The 16,356-nt window shown below is 57.5% G+C and carries 15 protein-coding genes; 8 read left to right on the top strand and 7 right to left on the bottom strand.

The window, feature by feature from the left end:
• The first annotated feature begins 247 nt into the window (after positions 1-247).
• Positions 248-1,648 (top strand): DUF3179 domain-containing (seleno)protein, encoded by a 1,401-nt coding sequence (locus tag R2A130_RS07990; protein WP_009464539.1) that lies wholly within the window; start codon positions 248-250, stop codon positions 1,646-1,648.
• 26 nt (positions 1,649-1,674) lie between these two features.
• Here R2A130_RS07990 and R2A130_RS07985 read toward each other — a convergent pair whose 3' ends face one another.
• Both R2A130_RS07985 and R2A130_RS07980 read right to left on the bottom strand, forming a co-directional pair.
• On the bottom strand, positions 1,675-2,322 hold the full coding sequence (locus tag R2A130_RS07985; RefSeq protein WP_009464538.1) for a glutathione S-transferase: 648 nt from the start codon (positions 2,320-2,322) through the stop codon (positions 1,675-1,677).
• A gap of 44 nt (positions 2,323-2,366) precedes the next feature.
• Positions 2,367-3,299 (bottom strand): MYG1 family protein, encoded by a 933-nt coding sequence (locus tag R2A130_RS07980; RefSeq protein ID WP_009464537.1) that lies wholly within the window; start codon positions 3,297-3,299, stop codon positions 2,367-2,369.
• A gap of 168 nt (positions 3,300-3,467) precedes the next feature.
• On the opposite strand from R2A130_RS07980, the gene R2A130_RS07975 reads away from it, so the two are divergent.
• The gene (locus R2A130_RS07975) at positions 3,468-4,829 is read left to right on the top strand and encodes a type VI secretion protein ImpB (RefSeq protein WP_009464536.1); all 1,362 of its coding nucleotides are present in this window, start codon (positions 3,468-3,470) and stop codon (positions 4,827-4,829) included.
• Here R2A130_RS07975 and R2A130_RS07970 read toward each other — a convergent pair.
• Complete coding sequence (locus R2A130_RS07970; protein ID WP_009464535.1) at positions 4,826-6,853, bottom strand: TRAP transporter permease; 2,028 nt, start codon at positions 6,851-6,853, stop codon at positions 4,826-4,828. The genes R2A130_RS07975 and R2A130_RS07970 overlap by 4 nt on opposite strands.
• A gap of 83 nt (positions 6,854-6,936) precedes the next feature.
• Entirely contained in the window at positions 6,937-7,947 is a 1,011-nt protein-coding gene (locus R2A130_RS07965) for a TAXI family TRAP transporter solute-binding subunit (RefSeq protein ID WP_009464534.1), read from the bottom strand.
• Positions 7,948-8,227: 280 nt separating this feature from the next.
• On the opposite strand from R2A130_RS07965, the gene R2A130_RS07960 reads away from it, so the two are divergent.
• The 6 genes from R2A130_RS07960 to R2A130_RS07935 all read left to right on the top strand — a co-directional run bounded on the left by R2A130_RS07960 (position 8,228) and on the right by R2A130_RS07935 (position 14,303).
• Positions 8,228-9,319 carry an ABC transporter ATP-binding protein gene (locus R2A130_RS07960; protein ID WP_009464532.1) on the top strand — a complete coding sequence of 364 codons (1,092 nt, stop codon included), beginning with the start codon at positions 8,228-8,230 and terminating at the stop codon, positions 9,317-9,319.
• Complete coding sequence (locus R2A130_RS07955; RefSeq protein ID WP_009464531.1) at positions 9,319-10,440, top strand: ABC transporter ATP-binding protein; 1,122 nt, start codon at positions 9,319-9,321, stop codon at positions 10,438-10,440. Before R2A130_RS07960 ends, R2A130_RS07955 begins: the two co-directional genes overlap by 1 nt.
• Positions 10,440-11,324, top strand: a complete 885-nt coding sequence (locus R2A130_RS07950; RefSeq protein WP_009464530.1) for a carbohydrate ABC transporter permease — start codon at positions 10,440-10,442, stop codon at positions 11,322-11,324. Before R2A130_RS07955 ends, R2A130_RS07950 begins: the two co-directional genes overlap by 1 nt.
• Positions 11,324-12,214, top strand: coding sequence for a carbohydrate ABC transporter permease (locus tag R2A130_RS07945; RefSeq protein ID WP_009464529.1), 891 nt, complete (start codon positions 11,324-11,326; stop codon positions 12,212-12,214). Before R2A130_RS07950 ends, R2A130_RS07945 begins: the two co-directional genes overlap by 1 nt.
• Before the next feature lie 15 nt (positions 12,215-12,229).
• Entirely contained in the window at positions 12,230-12,511 is a 282-nt protein-coding gene (locus R2A130_RS07940) for a DUF2160 domain-containing protein (protein WP_040305477.1), read from the top strand.
• A 70-nt stretch (positions 12,512-12,581) separates the two neighbouring features.
• Positions 12,582-14,303, top strand: a complete 1,722-nt coding sequence (locus R2A130_RS07935) for an ABC transporter substrate-binding protein (RefSeq protein WP_009464527.1) — start codon at positions 12,582-12,584, stop codon at positions 14,301-14,303.
• A 58-nt stretch (positions 14,304-14,361) separates the two neighbouring features.
• On the opposite strand, the gene R2A130_RS07930 is transcribed toward R2A130_RS07935, so the two are convergent.
• From R2A130_RS07930 to cydB, 3 genes are all read right to left on the bottom strand, one after another.
• Positions 14,362-15,114 carry an SDR family NAD(P)-dependent oxidoreductase gene (locus R2A130_RS07930; RefSeq protein WP_009464526.1) on the bottom strand — a complete coding sequence of 251 codons (753 nt, stop codon included), beginning with the start codon at positions 15,112-15,114 and terminating at the stop codon, positions 14,362-14,364.
• A gap of 77 nt (positions 15,115-15,191) precedes the next feature.
• Positions 15,192-15,323: a DUF2474 family protein gene (locus R2A130_RS18085; RefSeq protein WP_009464524.1), complete on the bottom strand. Its 132-nt coding sequence runs from the start codon at positions 15,321-15,323 to the stop codon at positions 15,192-15,194.
• Positions 15,323-16,354 (bottom strand): cytochrome d ubiquinol oxidase subunit II, encoded by a 1,032-nt coding sequence (cydB, locus tag R2A130_RS07925; RefSeq protein ID WP_009464523.1) that lies wholly within the window; start codon positions 16,352-16,354, stop codon positions 15,323-15,325. Before cydB ends, R2A130_RS18085 begins: the two co-directional genes overlap by 1 nt.
• Between the last annotated feature and the right edge of the window lie 2 nt (positions 16,355-16,356).

The following is a 16,356-nucleotide window of genomic DNA, read 5'->3' as shown; positions in this document are numbered from 1 at the left end:
CGCAGTCTGCCTTCTGTCCACTGGCACGTTAGACGTGACAGATTCACGACACGATGGAGAAATTCCAATCAATTGCAGATGCGCAAGAGCAGCCACAAGCCACTGACTGCAGACCTTGTTCGAAGGCTGCTCACGGCACGCTCCGCCTATTGTGACTGGTGCTGAGAGTGCATTGAACTCACCATAAGCGCTGATGCTTCACCTTTTTGGCCACCACACCCGGCCAGTCGCTCGAAGGCAAAACCATATGGCTCGCAAATCATCAGGCTCCATGTTGAGCGCCTTGCGCTTGACGTTTCTTTTCGCCGGCGCGCTATTTTTGTTGCCAGCCTTGCATGGCGGAGCGGCGGCAGAAAATGAGCCCGCCCTGCCCGGTTACGTGATTGAGCAATTCGGCAAACCTCCGGTGATACCTAATGGACAGCTGTCGCAGCCGGTTCAGGCCGCCGTGCAAACAGCGTTCATCGATAGTGTGGAACGATCCGCTTGGGGCGAAAAGCAGACGGCGGCACTTTCCGTTATTTCGGAATCCAAGGATGCCCGGATAGCCTGGATCATCGCCGATTTGATGCGCTTTGCACCGGGTCGGCAACTCAACAATGCCCTCGCTGTCGCTGCTTCCAACTTGCTCGGCATCGAGACGCCGACGCAAAATCAATGGGGCAAGATCACCGACCAGTTGATTGCATGGGACATACCGGCACCGCCGGATTATCTGAAAGCGAAACGCGCGATCTTCACCAGCATCGTGCCCCAATGGGAACCGCTTTTCGTAGAAGGTGATATCGACTGGCGGCATCTCTCATGGGGCGGTGTCCTGATCGATGATCGCCCTTTCGGCAAGACGGATGAGGAATGCAATTGTATTCCTGCCGCCGATGATCCGGAAGTCAGTAGCGCCGAAGAAGCAACCTGGCTGGAGGACGATACGGTAGTCTTCGGCGTTGCGGTAAACGGCGAATACCGCGCCTACCCGCGCCGCATCATGGAAGTGCGCGAGATGGTCAACGACACATTGGGCGGACGCCAGCTCGGCATTCCCTACTGCACGTTATGCGGCGCAGCGCAGGCCTACTTCACCGACAGATTACCCGACGGTATCGAACGTCCAGTCCTGCGCACATCGGGCCTGCTAATCCGCTCCAACAAGGTTATGTTCGACGTCAACACCTATTCCGTCTTCGATACTTTCCTCGGCAAAGCGGTGACGGGACCACTGGCCAAAAAGGGTCTGACGCTCGAACAAGCTGGCGTTGTCACCACCACTTGGGGCGCTTGGAAAAAAGCGCACCCGGCAACCACAGTGTTGGTGGAAGCCCTCGCCCTCGGTCGCGATTTTGATTTCCGAAACGGCCGCGATGCGGGCGGCCCAATCTTTCCGGTCGGCGATGTCGATCCCCGCCTGCCGGTCCACGAAGACATTATCGGCGTGGTCACAGCATCGGGCAAATCGGTAGCGTTCCAGCGTACCAAGGCCATTGCAGCTCTGACGAAAGGCGATGAAGTAGCCTTCGAAAATATTCGTCTGAAACTGGATGCAGGCGGCGTTCGTGCCATCGACGCAGATGGTTCGAATTTGGGCAGCCATCAAGCCTTCTGGTTCGCGTGGTCGCAGTTTCATCCGGCAACGACACTCTGGCAGGGGTAGCCATGGCAAACCAGAACGTCCCTAAATCAGCCTTGGTTAGTACCGCCAAACCAGACCGGATCGTCGCCATCAGACCAAGGCACATATTTCGTCATGATGGCGGCAAACGCTGACCCTTGCGTGAACCGATTGAGCCAAGCGACGAGATCGGACCACGGTTGCGCGACAAACCAATTGCTATCGGTATTCGCGAATTGCCTTACGAACGGCGCGATAGCCAAGTCGGCTATGGTTTCAATGTCACCACATAGATATGCCTGCCCGTCTAGCCGTTCATTCAAGTTCATCAGAAACGCTGCGGCCTTGCCGCGTTCAGCTTCAACATCCAAGTCCGGAAATCGGATTGCATATTTCGTATGATCCAGCGCCGTTTTGAACGGGCCATCGTTGGCGACGATTAACTCCCAGCCATCCTCAGGCATGTCGAGCAATCGTTGCGGATCGCTCTGCTTTAACGCCCAGACCATAACATCGAGACTCTCGTCAATCACGCGATTGGACAATTGAAGCGCTGGCACGGTGGCCGAAGGTGACGCCTCCAAGAACGCCTGCGGTTTATCCTTCAGCAGAATTTCGCGCAGCTCTACGGTCACGCCAGCACTGCGAACGGCAAGCCGTGCTCTCATCGCATAGGGGCAACGTCGGAACGTCCACAGGATCGGATGGTTTGTCATATCCAACGATAGCCCATCGCTAGGCCTGCGGGTCAATTCAGCCGTTACGCATTCGCCTCGTTCAAGGCTTCTCTCACCGCGATCTGCGCCATTTGCATGATGGCTTCGCGTGAACCGGCAACAGCGATGAAGCGCGCGTTGTGACAAAATTTTGCGCCAGACACCCCGCTTGCAACTTCTAATGCAGCATCCGTCAGACCCGCCCAAGCGGCGGGTAAATCTGCGCGTTGGTCGAAAGTATCGTCGGATAATTTAATGCCGTTCAACGTCCAGTCCTCACCGCGCGGCGCAACCATGAAAAGCATGTGCTCGGCCTGCGCATCTTTCAGGGCCGCACGGTATGGCATGCCCATAGGCAGCTCAAGAATTGCTGAATCGCCGGCACTCGCAATTGCGCTCTGAGCGATACCCCTCGCCCGCGCTGTCGCCGTAAGATCGCGAACCAAAGCCTCGATAAAACTGCGCACGATGGGCAAGGCGGAGAAGAACGCATCATCATTTGCGGTTGGTGAGGTGTCATCAAAGACAGGCTTTAAACCGTCCAGAAGCGCCGGCAGCGTTAGAACCGAAAGAGGACCAGCCACCGATGGTTCGATTGCGCCGTTGTCGAGTAGATCGATCGGAAGCACGTATTTGGTATCAAACGCACTGTGAATGGCATCGATGTCGTGGGCAGGAACGGCCAAAGCCGCCAAATAGTCTTTGCCGTAGTGCAGCCAGATCAAGCCAAAGGAACTGTAGGGTTGGCCATCCTGCCGTAGAGGGCCGGGCCGCTGGTGATGATCAAAAATCTGCGCGGTGGCATCATAAGCGCCACCAACATCGTAAATGATCCGGTCATCTGCAGGCGTAATCCACCGCGCATCCCGGCTACGGACCAGTTCCGCATCTGGAAACAATTTTGTCAGGATGACCGAGGACATCAACTCGTCTGCATGGAAGCCACCGGAATGGGTGACGAGAGTGTCGATTGCCAAGATATTGCTCCACAATGTTCTGGGTGACTTACAAAAAGGCGCTTCCGCCTGCGTGGCGTTAACGGGCCGTCATCCCACTAGCAAGTCTGCATCCATTTCTGGGGATGAGTTCCTATTCAATGCAAAACGTCACTGGTAAATGTTCCTATTTTGTTCCAGTCGTAGGAAATGAACCTGACCGCCAACATCCCAACACAGCCAACTGAAATCGCAGAACGCCTCTATCTCGATTTCGACAGCTTCTTTGCCACCGCAGAGCAATATTTCAATCCGGCTCTGCGTGGGCGTCCGGTGGGTGTGATGCCAATCGATTCCCCCCATTCCGGCTGCATCGCCGTCAGCCGGGAGGCCAAACGAATGGGCGTACCGGCCATGGCGTCGGTTGCAGTTGCACGCCAGCACGCGCCGGACATCATCTTGGTGATCGCCCGACCGGACGCATACGTCCGCCTGCACAACCGTATTCTGGAAGCCATCGAAACGTGCCTTCCCATCGCAAATGTTCGCTCAATCGACGAACTCGTCTGTCATCTGCTGCCGTCAGAAGCGGCACAGCCGGAAATTCTCGGGCGACGCATAAAACAGGCCTTGGCAGACCGGTTCAATCCCATGCTGACATGCTCAATCGGGATCGCAAAGACAGAGCTTCTGGCGAAAATTGCAGCGGAAATGAACAAGCCCGACGGTTTGGCAATCCTGTCTTCTACCGATCTTCCTCAACGGCTGGCGCATCTGGAATTGAACGATCTGCCCGGCATATCCAAAGGCATGGGCGCGCGCCTAGCCAATGCAGGCGTTACCAATTTCGAAGCCTTGTGGGGCATCGGACCAAAACACGCCCGCGCAATCTGGGGCAATATAGAAGGCGAAAGGTTCTGGAACGGGCTACATGGGCACCATTTTGAACGACCGGAAACCATCAAACGGATGTTCGGCCACAGCAGAATGCTGCCCGTCGATTGGCGCAGCACGGACAAAGTCCACGCCTGCGCCAGACAGTTGGCCCTGAGCGCTGCTCGCCGGTTGAGACGCGGTGACGTTCGCGCAACGAAACTGACCTTTGGCATGCGCGGCGGTCGTAGTTTCAGCAATTCCGGCAAGGGCAAAAACCAACCGCGATGGGGTTGCGAAATAACGTTCAGGCCAGCGCGCGATGACCGTACCTTTCTGCACGCACTCAGCGAAGGAATTGCACGGTCAACACGCGAAGCTCGCTTCAGCCCACGTTCCGTCAGCGTAACGTTGCATGGCCTTGAGGAAGCCCAGGCTGTGCAGTCGGACCTGTTCGCAGTGGAGATCCCGCAAACGGACAGGTTCCCCTGCACCGCGACAGCGAAGTGGGAACGCTTGAGCGATACACTCGACGGATTGCGGTCCAAACACGGCCCGTCAGCCATATCGCTAGGGCCGAAGGACGATGTACCGGGTGGCTACCTTGGTGCAAAAATAGCTTTCGGCAGAATTCCCGATGCCGCTGATTTCAACGAGGCACAAACGGAGGATTCAGCCACGCATTTCTGCAGCGTCTAAGCGGGGGAAGATGCGGCGCGTCGTTTCAGTTGCAACACCACGATAGGCACCATCAGCAACACCCCGACCGCAGCACTGCCGACACCGGGGGCGACGAAGAACAGCGCTGCAATCCCCGTCCACCAACGCTCCAACCGCGACAGGGGCGCTACCATCCAACCTGAAAACGCGACGCCCAGAAGCCCGATACCGGCCATAGCGCCGAGCAATGTCACGGTGAAGGCCATCCACGTAAAGCCGTTGGCCACCAGCAGCAATGCGGGTGAATAAACGAACACAAACGGCACCAGCGCCTTGGCGATACCGAGGCGGAAGGCCGTGTTGCCCGTCTGGAACGGGTTCGACCCGGCTATACCAGCCGCCGCATAAGCGGCCAGCGCAACGGGCGGCGTAATGTCCGCCAGCACCCCGTAGTAGAAGACAAAGAAATGCGCGACGAGCGGCTCTACCTGCAACACCTGCAAGGCCGGTGCGGCAACGGCGACGAGAATGATGTAGGTCGCCGTTGTCGGGATGCCCGCCCCCATAATGATGCAGGCGATAGCGATCAGCACCAGGCAGAAGAACAGCTTCCACTGCTCCAGCGAAAACAGTGCGAACGGCCAAATGGTAGAGATGGAAGACCCCATATCGGTCGCCGTTTGTACGACCACATAACCAAGGCGGAAGCCAACGCCGGTCAGCGTCACAACTCCGACAACCACGCCGACTGTGGCAGCGGCAGCACCCACCGCAAGTGTATTGCGGGCACCATCTGCCAGCGCGTTCCAAAGATCACGAGGCGTCAGCCGGTTCACGGGATTAAGGAACCCAACCACCACGCAGGCGATAATGCCATAGACCGCAGCAAAGTCCGGCGTGCGACCTGTAAGGATTAGATAGACGAGAATGATAAGCGGAATGATCGACAGCCAATGCTGCTTCAAAACCAGCGCAGCTTTCGGCAACTCTTCAGCGCGCAAACCGCGCAGCCCCAGCTTCTTCGCTTCCAGATGCACCATCACGAAAATACCGAAGTAATGCAGCAGCGCGGGAAACAGCGCAGCCGCCAGAATATCGCGCAGTGGTATCTCAAGGTACTCAACCATGATGAAGGCAGCAGCGCCCAGAATAGGCGGCGTAATCTGCCCGCCGGTGGATGCCGTAGCCTCGACTGCGCCTGCAAAATGCGGCGGGTAGCCAACCTTCTTCATTGCGGGGATCGTCAGCGCACCGGTGGTCACCGTGTTGGCGATGGACGAGCCTGAAATCGTGCCCATGAAGGCGGACGAGAAAATCGCGACCTTTGCGGGACCACCAGCGAAACGTCCGGCCAATGCCATGGCAAGATCGATAAACAGTTGTCCCAACCCGATGCGCGTTGCCAGCACACCAAACAAAATGAACAGGAACACGTATTGCGCCATCACTCCGATGGCGATGCCGTAGATGCCCTGGTTCGTCATGTAGAGGTGGTTGATCAGCCCCAGCCAAGACGTACCACCATGTTTCAGCGCACCCGGCGCATAGGGTCCGAAGAGTGCAAACGCGATGAAGACGAGCGCGATCAGCGGTAGCGTCGGCCCAACCGAACGACGTGCAGCTTCCAGTGTTAGCACCAACAAAACCGTGCCCATGAAGACGTCGAATTGCGATGGATTACCCACCCGTTCCGCCACAATCTCCGGCGGCAGGAGTGGCAGGTAGAGCGATGCAACAACTGCAGCTATCGCAAAGAAAATATCGAGAAGCGGAACCCCGTTGAACCGCCACAGCGCTGGCGGCGCAGGCGTGGTGCTTTTTGCGCGCATCCAGCCGAACAACAAAAACACCAGACCAAGCGCGAATGAGAGATGAATACCCCGGTGGAGCAGCTCACGGATCAACCCAAAACCGGAAGCGTAAAAATGGTAGATAGACATGGCGACCAGCGCCACGGACACGGCGCCAGCAATGATCTGGCCGGGCGGGCGAAACGCGGTTTCGGGATCGTATTTACGTTCGATCTCAGCAAGCGCTTTTGCGTCCAGTTCCTGTTCAGCCATCGTCTTGTCCCCACTTCAAAATAAAAACCCGGACACGCGACTGCGTGCCCGGGTTTGTTGTCTTATCGTTTATGCAACCAGCCTTACTTCAGCAGGCCCGCTTCTTTGTAAAAGCGCTCTGCACCAGCATGCAGCGGCACCCCGACACCGGTAAGCGCGGTTGCTGGCGTGATCGTTTTGCCCTTGGCGTGACCGACATCAAGTAGCTTGCGGGACTCTTCGTTCCACAGTGCTTTCGTGATGTTGTAGATCAGCTCTTCGTCTTCTTTCGCAGACGTGTACCATTGTGCGCCAACAGCGACCGTAGTCGTTGCTTCCACACCTTCGTAGGTACCAGCTGGAATGTCGGAAGAAGCAAAGAAACCGTACTTGTCGGTCAAAGCTTTTGCGCCATCTCCATCAATCGGGACGAGCTTGATTTTCGCAGCCGACGCCAGTTCCACCAGCGAACCGGTTGGGTAACCAGCAACCACAAAGAACGCGTCAATCTTGCCGTTGCGCAGTGCTTCGGATGCAGCGCCACCTTTCAAGGCTTCAGCCGTCACATCATCAGTGGATAGGCCATTGGCTTCGAGGATCAGCTTGGCATCGACATAGGTACCTGAACCCGGCTCATCGAGCGAAACGCGCTTACCTTTGAGATCGGCAACCGAGTTGATGCCGGAATCGGCAGTCGTCACGAGGTGAATGTGCTCTTCGAAAAGCGCCGCAATAGTGCGAAGATCCTTAGCAGGCTCTTTACCTTCCATCGTGCCGGTGCCGGTGTAAGCCCAGTAAGCAACATCGGACTGTGCGAAACCGGAATTGCGCAGGCCGGACAGGATAGCGTTGACGTTATCCACTGAACCGCGTGAGGAAACCGCAGACGCGATCAACCCGTCGACACCACAAGAACCGCCCTCACCGCATTCACGTGACCCCGGCGGTTTGGAGATGGCGTTCGCAATCACACCACCAACAGGATAATAGGTATAGGCGGTGCCACCGGTACCGATGGTGAAAAATTTCAGATCCTGCGCTTGCGTCACGCCCGCAAAGGCGCCGACCGAAATGGCAGCAGCTGCTGCCAGGCCGAGCAATTTTGAAAATCGCATGTTAATTCCTTCCCTGTTCGCCCCGCATCAAATGCGGAAAGCTCAATTCATCCAGCACGTAAATTTGGCCGGGGTTCGTCAGATATGCACGGGCAAAAATTCTTTGCAAACGCGAAGTGTTGATGCCGCGCATTCTAAACATGAAGTTTCATAAGGCTGACCGGCACCCCGTTTCGCCCTTCCCAAACAACCAATCCCAAGAAACCCGCACAACGCGGCTTGCTATCTTTCGCGACTGCGCCGAAGCTTGAGATCAATCCTGCTTGGGAGGGCAGTCGAGTTGCTGGAATTGAAAAGCGTTGGCAAGAAAGTGGGGAACCAGTTCCACATTACCGATGTGAACCTGAGCCTTGAGAAAGGCTCGCTGAATGTCCTTTTGGGACCAACGCTTTCCGGCAAGACCTCCCTCATGCGCCTTATGGCGGGCCTTGATCGTCCAACCCATGGCGACATTTTGATGGACGGCAAAAGCGTCGCCAAAACGCCCGTGCAGAAGCGCAATGTGGCGATGGTCTATCAGCAGTTCATCAATTATCCCGCCTTCAATGTGTACGAAAACATCGCTTCCCCCCTGCGGGTCGCAGGTGTCGACAAGGCCACGATAGACAAGAAGGTGCGCGAGGCGGCGGACCTTCTGAAACTCACACCCTATCTTGATCGCACCGTGCTGAACCTGTCCGGCGGACAACAGCAACGCACGGCCTTGGCGCGCGCTTTGGTGAAAGGTGCCGAGCTTGTGTTGCTCGATGAACCGCTTGCCAACCTCGACTACAAATTGCGCGAAGAACTTCGCATCGAGCTGCCGCGCATCTTTGCCGAAACCGGCGCGATCTTCGTTTATGCCACCACCGAACCGCACGAAGCGCTGCTGCTCGGCGGTGACACGGCCACGCTGCACGAAGGCCGCGTGACGCAGTTCGGCAAGACCATCGACGTCCACAACCGCCCTGCCGATCTCGTCACAGCGCAAACGTTTTCCGACCCGCCGATGAACGTGGTCGCTATGGAAAAGCGCGGCAAGAAACTGGTCCATGCGCAGGGCGAAACGTCTCTGCCCAAAAACCTCGATAGCCTCTCCGACGGCGCTTATCGCATCGGCGTCCGCCCCCATCACATTCGCCTTCATGCCGACCCCACCGCGCCCGTAAAAATGGAGGGGAACGTCTCCACCAGCGAGATCGCAGGGTCGGAAACCTTCGTGCATCTCGGCACCGGCGACGACCGGCTGGTCGTCCTCACCCACGGTGTGCACCGCGTGAACAGTGGCGACCGCATTCCTTACTATCTCAACCCATCGCGATTTTTCGTCTTTTCCCCAGAAGGCGATCTGGTCCTCGCACCTGCCTCGGCTGAAAATGGGGAGGCCGCATAATGGCGCAGATCACCCTAGACCGGCTGGCGCATTCTTACGACGCCAACCCGAAATCCCGCGACGACTTTGCGCTGAAAGAGATCGACCACGTCTGGAGCGATGGCGGTGCCTACGCCCTGCTCGGCCCATCCGGTTGCGGCAAGACCACGCTTCTCAACATCATCTCCGGACTGCTGACGCCCTCACGCGGGCGTATTCTGTTCGATGGTGAAGACGTGACGGAGGCGAAACCCGAACACCGCAACATCGCGCAGGTGTTCCAGTTTCCCGTTATCTACGACACCATGACCGTGGCGCAGAACCTCGCCTTCCCGCTGAAAAACCGCCGAGTCGCGCCGGATGAAATCACCGCGCGCGTGGAGGAAATGATCGACGTTCTCGACCTGCGGGAAAAGGCCAACCGCAAAGCCCGTGGGCTTACGGCTGATGAAAAACAGAAAATCTCACTGGGCCGTGGCCTCGTGCGGCAGGACGTGAACGCGATCCTCTTCGACGAGCCGCTCACCGTCATCGACCCGCACATGAAATGGCAGTTGCGGACCAAGCTGAAGGAACTCCACCGCCAGCTCGGCCACACCATGATCTACGTCACCCACGACCAGACCGAGGCACTCACCTTCGCAGACAAGGTGGTGGTTATGTATGAGGGCGAAGTCGTGCAGATCGGCACGCCCGAAGAACTCTTCGATGAACCGGCCCACACTTTCGTCGGCTATTTCATCGGCTCGCCGGGCATGAACATCATCCCCGCAGCGGTGTCTGGAAAGACCGCCCAAATCGGCGCCCACGAAGTGAAACTCGGCGGCGACTACGCCCCATTAGACGGCAAGACCGAACTCGGTATCCGCCCGGAATTCATCGCGCTGAAATCCGGCAAGACCGGTCTGCCCGCCACCATCGACGCTGTGGAAGACATCGGTCGTTTCCGCATTCTGCGCGCGCGGGTCGAGGACCACGCGATCAACGTGGTGCTGGAAGAAGGTGAACCTATACCTGCTGACGCGAAGCTGACCTTCGATCCCACGCGCATCAACATCTATCACAACGACCATCTGGTGCGCCCGCAAGCACCTGTGAAAAAGACACCGGTCAAAAGCCCGACGAAAAGAAAGGCCGCCTGATGGATAAGCCCTTCAACAACCGCGCGTGGCTGCTGGTCATTCCCGTCTTCGTGCTGGTGGCACTGTCGGCCATCATCCCTATCATGACGGTGGTGAACTACTCCGTTCAGGACACATTTGGCGGCAACAAATTCTTCTGGGCCGGCACGGAATGGTTCACGCAGACGCTGCAATCGGAACGCTTCCACAACGCGCTTGGGCGTAACTTCCTGTTCTCGGCCATCATCCTCGCCATCGAAATTCCGCTGGGCATCGCCATCGCGCTGGCCATGCCGCGCAAGGGCATATGGGTGCCCGTCTGTCTCGTGTTGATGGCCCTGCCGCTGCTCATTCCATGGAATGTCGTGGGCACGATCTGGCAGATTTTCGGCCGCTCCGACATCGGCCTGCTCGGCTATTCGATGACGCAGCTGGGCATCGACTACAATTACACATCGAACATTTTCGACGCCTGGGCGACCATCATCATCATGGATGTGTGGCACTGGACCAGCCTCGTGGTGCTGTTGTGCTACGCGGGTCTCGTGTCGATCCCCGAAGCTTATTATCAGGCTGCCCGCATCGATGGCGCATCGCGCTGGTCGGTGTTCCGTTACATCCAACTGCCGAAGCTGCAGGGCGTGCTCATCATCGCCTTCCTGCTGCGTTTCATGGACTCGTTCATGATCTACACCGAACCCTTCGTGCTGACCGGCGGCGGGCCGGGCAACTCCACCACCTTCCTGTCCATCGATCTCGTGAAACAGGCCATCGGCCAGTTCGACCTTGGCCCGGCAGCCGCCATGTCGCTGATCTATCAGCTCATCATTTTGCTCATCTGCTACGTGTTCTTCACGCTCATGAGCAACGTGGGCAAAGACAAACCGGTGGAGGTGGAGGACTGATGACCGTTTCAGACACCATCGCCACACCGACGCCCGCTAAAGGCATCGAAGACGACCTGGCCGCAGCACCGCGCAACAAGATCAAGAAAGAGCGCAGCTGGGCGTGGCTCGTGCCGACGCTTTACATCGCCTTCCTCATGCTGCCGATCTACTGGCTGCTGAACATGAGCCTGAAGACCAATCAGGAAATCCTGTCCTCGTTCAGCCTCATTCCCGCGAACCCGACGCTGGACAATTATCGCACCATCCTAACGGATGCCTCGTGGTATATGGGTTACGTCAATTCGATCACCTATGTGGTGCTCAACACCACGATCTCCATCGCCGTCGCCCTGCCCGCCGCCTACGCTTTTTCGCGTTACCGGTTCCTCGGCGACAAGCATATGTTCTTCTGGCTGCTGTCCAACCGCATGGCCCCCGCAGCCGTCTTCGTGTTGCCCTTCTTCCAGCTCTATTCCGCCTTTGGTCTGATCGACACGCACATCGCAGTCGCACTCGCCCACTGCCTGTTCAACGTGCCGCTGGCCGTGTGGATTCTGGAAGGTTTCATGTCCGGCGTGCCGCGAGAGATCGACGAAACCGCCTATATCGACGGCTACAGCTTCCCGAAATTCTTCGGCAAGATCTTCATCCCCCTCATCGCCAGCGGAATCGGCGTCGCCGCCTTCTTCTGCTTCATGTTCAGCTGGGTCGAACTGCTCATCGCCAGAACGCTGACGACAACAGACGCCAAACCCATCGCCGCGATCATGACCCGAACCGTCGGTGCATCAGGCGTAGATTGGGGCGTGCTGGCCGCCGCCGGAATGCTCACCATCATCCCCGGCGCACTCGTGATCTATTTCGTCAGAAACTACATCGCCAAGGGCTTCGCCCTTGGACGGGTCTAGAGGAGAGCAACAATGATCGACCTCTCCTGGATGGCGTGGACCACGCCGACCGCTCTCTTCTGGCTCGGCATCGCATCCTCCCTAATCGCCATGTGCGTTTGGGAATATTATTCGCCCGGCGGCAATCCTCGTGTGGGCATTTTGCGCTTCGAGACCACGCGCGGCGACCGACTTTTCATCTCGCTGCTGGGCAGCGCATTCATTCATCTCGCATGGTTGGGGCTTGTCGGCCCTAGCCTGTGGTGGGCCATGGGGCTTTCCGTTCTGTACGCGATATTCGTGTTCAAAACGGTCTGACCCGGTTCAAAACTGCGGCGGCGAAAATGCCACCGCTTCAACCGACGACGCATTCCTAGGGAGGAAAATTATGCGAAATCTACTTATGGCAACGACCGCAGTCGCGGTGGTGCTTGGCGGCACCATGGCCGCGCGCGCCGACATGGCAGCGGCCGAGAAGTTCCTGGCTGAAGAGATCAACGGCCTGTCCGTCATCTCCGCTGATGAACAAAAAGCAGAGATGCAGTTCTTCATCGACGCGGCGAAGCCCTTCACCGAGCTTGAAATCAAGGTCGTGTCGGAAACCATCGCGACCCACGAATATGAGTCCAAGGTTCTGGCCCCGGCCTTCACCGCGATCACCGGTATCAAGGTCACCCACGACCTGATCGGCGAAGGCGATGTGGTGGAAAAGCTGCAGACGCAGATGCAGTCCGGCGAGAACATCTATGACGGCTACGTCAACGATTCCGATCTCATCGGCACCCACTGGCGCTATCAGCAGGTCCGCAACCTGACCGACTGGATGGCAGGCGAAGGCAAAGACGTGACGTCGCCAACGCTCGACGTGGCAGATTTCATCGGCACATCGTTCACCACCGCGCCTGACGGCAAGCTCTACCAGCTGCCCACCCAGCAGTTCGCGAACCTGTATTGGTTCCGCTACGATTGGTTCAACGACGAACAGAACAAGACCGATTTCAAAGCCAAATACGGCTACGACCTCGGCGTGCCGGTCAACTGGTCCGCCTACGAAGACATCGCCGAGTTCTTCACCGGTCGTGATCTTTCCCGCCTCGGTGTCGAAGGAAAGGTCTTCGGCAACATGGACTACGGCAAGAAAGACCCGTCACTCGGCTGGCGCTACACCGACGCATGGATGTCCATGGCCGGTATGGGCGACAAGGGTGAGCCGAACGGCCTGCCCGTGGATGAATGGGGCATTCGTGTCAACGAAGGTTCGCAGCCAACCGGGTCTTGCGTCGCGCGTGGCGGTGCCACCAACTCGCCAGCAGCCGTTTACGCTGTCGAAAAAGCCATCGACTGGCTGAAGAAATACTCACCGCCGGAAGCTGCGGGCATGACCTTCGGTGAAGCCGGCCCGATCCCTGCACAGGGCAACGTCGCACAGCAGATGTTTTGGTACACGGCGTTTACCGCAGCCACGGTAAAACCGGATCTGCCGGTGATGAACGAGGACGGCACGCCCAAGTGGCGCATGGCCCCCTCACCGCACGGCGTTTACTGGAGCGAAGGCACCAAGATCGGTTACCAAGACGCCGGTTCATGGACGCTGATGAAATCCACTCCGGTGGATCGTGCAAAGGCCGCTTGGCTCTACGCGCAGTTCGTCACGTCGAAGACGGTCGACCTGAAGAAGTCCGATGTCGGCCTCACGTTCATTCGTGAATCCACCATCAATGCGGACCACTTCACACAGCGTGCCGACAAGCTTGGCGGTCTGGTGGAATTCTACCGTTCACCAGCCCGCGTTCAATGGTCGCCAACCGGCACCAATGTTCCGGATTATCCGAAACTGGCGCAGCTCTGGTGGCAGAATATCGGTGATGCGATGTCCGGCGCAAAGACTGCACAAGGCGCACTAGATGCGCTTTGCGAAGCGCAGGAAAGCGTGCTAGCACGTCTTGAGCGCGCAGGCGTGCAGGGCGATCTCGGTCCCAAGCTGAACGAAGAAAAGGGTGCCGAACACTGGCTTGCTCAACCCGGCGCACCGAAGGCCAAACTGGAAAACGAGAAGCCTATGGGTGAAACGGTTTCCTACGACGAGCTGATCAAAAGCTGGACGCAATAAGCGCCCAACTGACGGTCTGACAAACGAGAAGGCCCGCAGCGATGCGGGCCTTTTTTGTTCATACGATCAGTTGTCCGCCATTGATCTCGATAGTCTGGCCGGTGATGTAACCAGACAGTTTCGGGTGCGCGAGAAACAGATAGGCTGGCGCACAATCTTCCGGCGTTCCCAGCCGTTGAAGCGGCACCGCTTTCGCGGTCGCGGCAAGCTTCTCAGCAGACGAATAGCGCTCGTGAAAATCAGTTTCGATGGTACCGGGTGACACAGCATTCGCGCGGATACCATCCGGCGCGAGTTCTCGTGCCAGCGCCCGTGTGTAGGTGCCGACAAAGGCCTTTGTCGCGCTGTAGATGGATGATCCCGGGCTTCCGCCGGTGAGCGCAGAAATCGATACCGTGTTGATGATCGCGCCCGCATCGGATTTCCGAAGCGCAGGTATCAAGCCTCGCGTCACCTTCACCACAGCAGTCTGATTGAGAGCGACCAACGCGTCGTAGTCATCATCCGATAAACTATCCGCAGGAAACCGCCCCATCATCGTGCCTGCATTATTGATAAGAACATCGACCTGTTCCGTCTGACCGAGCGTCCAATCGATGAAGGCCTGCACGTCTTCGGACTGCGTGAAATCTGCCTCGAAACAATCGGCGCATAAACCGTCCAAAAGGCCAGCCGTTCCGGCCCGTCCCGAATGGGCCAACACACGCGCACCAGCTTGCGAAAATGCACCGGCGACCGCATGGCCGATGCCACGACCCGCACCAGTTATGACGACGGTTTTGCCTGCAAAGGCAGTCTCAGTGATAGGCATCATGTTCGGTCTCCAAGCGGGAGCCGGTATCATCTGCATCACGTTCGATCAGGACAAGCCCGAACGAAAAACATGGCTCAAACGCCAAGCCACGCCTTGATGATGAAAGCCACCACGCCCAGCACCACGACCGATGCCAACCACAGTGCCGCAAACCAGGCCAGCCGACGCGCGGTAGATGTGGTTTGCGGTGAACGCGGTTGCGCCATCAGTGATAGCCCTCATTCGGGTCGATTTTGCCGCGAAACACCCAATAGGCATAAGCGGTGTAGATCAAGATCAGTGGGATGAGGACGGACGCGCCCACCAGCATGAATATTTGGCTCGCAGCAGGTGCTGCTGCCTCATAAATCGTGATCTGCGTTGGTACGATGTAAGGAAACACGCAGATACCAAGACCAACGAAACACACGGCAAACAGCGCAAGTGCAAGCACGAACGGCCGGTACTCGTGGTGATGAACCCGCAGCGACAAAAACATAAGCACTGCAATCACAACGACCACAGCAGCAACCGCGATAGAAAGTGCGACGCCCCAGCCCTCAAACCAGCGGGCGAAATAGCCGTCCTGCAGGAATGGCGTCCAAAGCGATACCACCCCGATGAACGCCATCGTGATGAGGCCAAATGCCCAAGCCCGCGAACGCATGCGTTCCTGCAATGGCCCTTCAGTTTTCATGACCAACCATGTCGCGCCCAACAACATGTAACCAACGACTACAGCAGCACCGACGGTGAGAGAAAATGGTGTGAGCCAATCATACCAGCCGCCGCCATATGCTCGAGCGGCCTCATCGACGTTGATGCCTTGCAGGAAGGCACCTAGCGCTACGCCCTGCGAGAAGGATGCAACCGTTGAACCGGCAATAAACGAGATGTCCCACACACCCCGCCAGCGCTCGGTCCGCCAGCGGAATTCAAAGGCCACTCCACGGAAAATAAGCGCCAGCAACATTGCGGTAATGGGCACGTAAAGCGCCGGTAAAATTAGCGCATAGGCCAACGGAAAAGCCGCGAACAAGCCGCCGCCCCCAAGAACCAACCATGTTTCGTTGCCATCCCAAACCGGCGCGACAGAGTTCATCATCACGTCACGATTCTTGCGATCCGGCTCGATTGCAAACAGCATACCAAGGCCAAGATCGAAGCCATCGAGGATGACATACACATAAACCGCAAAGGCAATTATGAACGCCCATGTGGTGGTGAGGTCGAGGGAAAATCCTTCCGTGATCTGCATGT

The sequence above is a fragment of the Ahrensia sp. R2A130 genome (assembly GCF_000179775.1).
Classification (GTDB): domain Bacteria; phylum Pseudomonadota; class Alphaproteobacteria; order Rhizobiales; family Rhizobiaceae; genus Pseudahrensia.
Note: the sequence above shows the minus strand (reverse complement) of the source record. Positions and strands in the feature narration are given on the sequence as shown.

Coding starts and splice junctions, on each gene's coding strand:
- R2A130_RS07990 (WP_009464539.1), top strand. CDS start 248: ATGGCTCGCAAATCATCAGGCTCCATGTTGAGCGCCTTGCGCTTGACG.
- R2A130_RS07985 (WP_009464538.1), bottom strand. CDS start 2,322: ATGACAAACCATCCGATCCTGTGGACGTTCCGACGTTGCCCCTATGCG.
- R2A130_RS07975 (WP_009464536.1), top strand. CDS start 3,468: ATGAACCTGACCGCCAACATCCCAACACAGCCAACTGAAATCGCAGAA.
- R2A130_RS07970 (WP_009464535.1), bottom strand. CDS start 6,853: ATGGCTGAACAGGAACTGGACGCAAAAGCGCTTGCTGAGATCGAACGT.
- R2A130_RS07965 (WP_009464534.1), bottom strand. CDS start 7,947: ATGCGATTTTCAAAATTGCTCGGCCTGGCAGCAGCTGCTGCCATTTCG.
- R2A130_RS07955 (WP_009464531.1), top strand. CDS start 9,319: ATGGCGCAGATCACCCTAGACCGGCTGGCGCATTCTTACGACGCCAAC.
- R2A130_RS07950 (WP_009464530.1), top strand. CDS start 10,440: ATGGATAAGCCCTTCAACAACCGCGCGTGGCTGCTGGTCATTCCCGTC.
- R2A130_RS07945 (WP_009464529.1), top strand. CDS start 11,324: ATGACCGTTTCAGACACCATCGCCACACCGACGCCCGCTAAAGGCATC.
- R2A130_RS07935 (WP_009464527.1), top strand. CDS start 12,582: ATGCGAAATCTACTTATGGCAACGACCGCAGTCGCGGTGGTGCTTGGC.
- R2A130_RS07930 (WP_009464526.1), bottom strand. CDS start 15,114: ATGCCTATCACTGAGACTGCCTTTGCAGGCAAAACCGTCGTCATAACT.
- R2A130_RS18085 (WP_009464524.1), bottom strand. CDS start 15,323: ATGGCGCAACCGCGTTCACCGCAAACCACATCTACCGCGCGTCGGCTG.
- cydB (WP_009464523.1), bottom strand. CDS start 16,354: ATGCAGATCACGGAAGGATTTTCCCTCGACCTCACCACCACATGGGCG.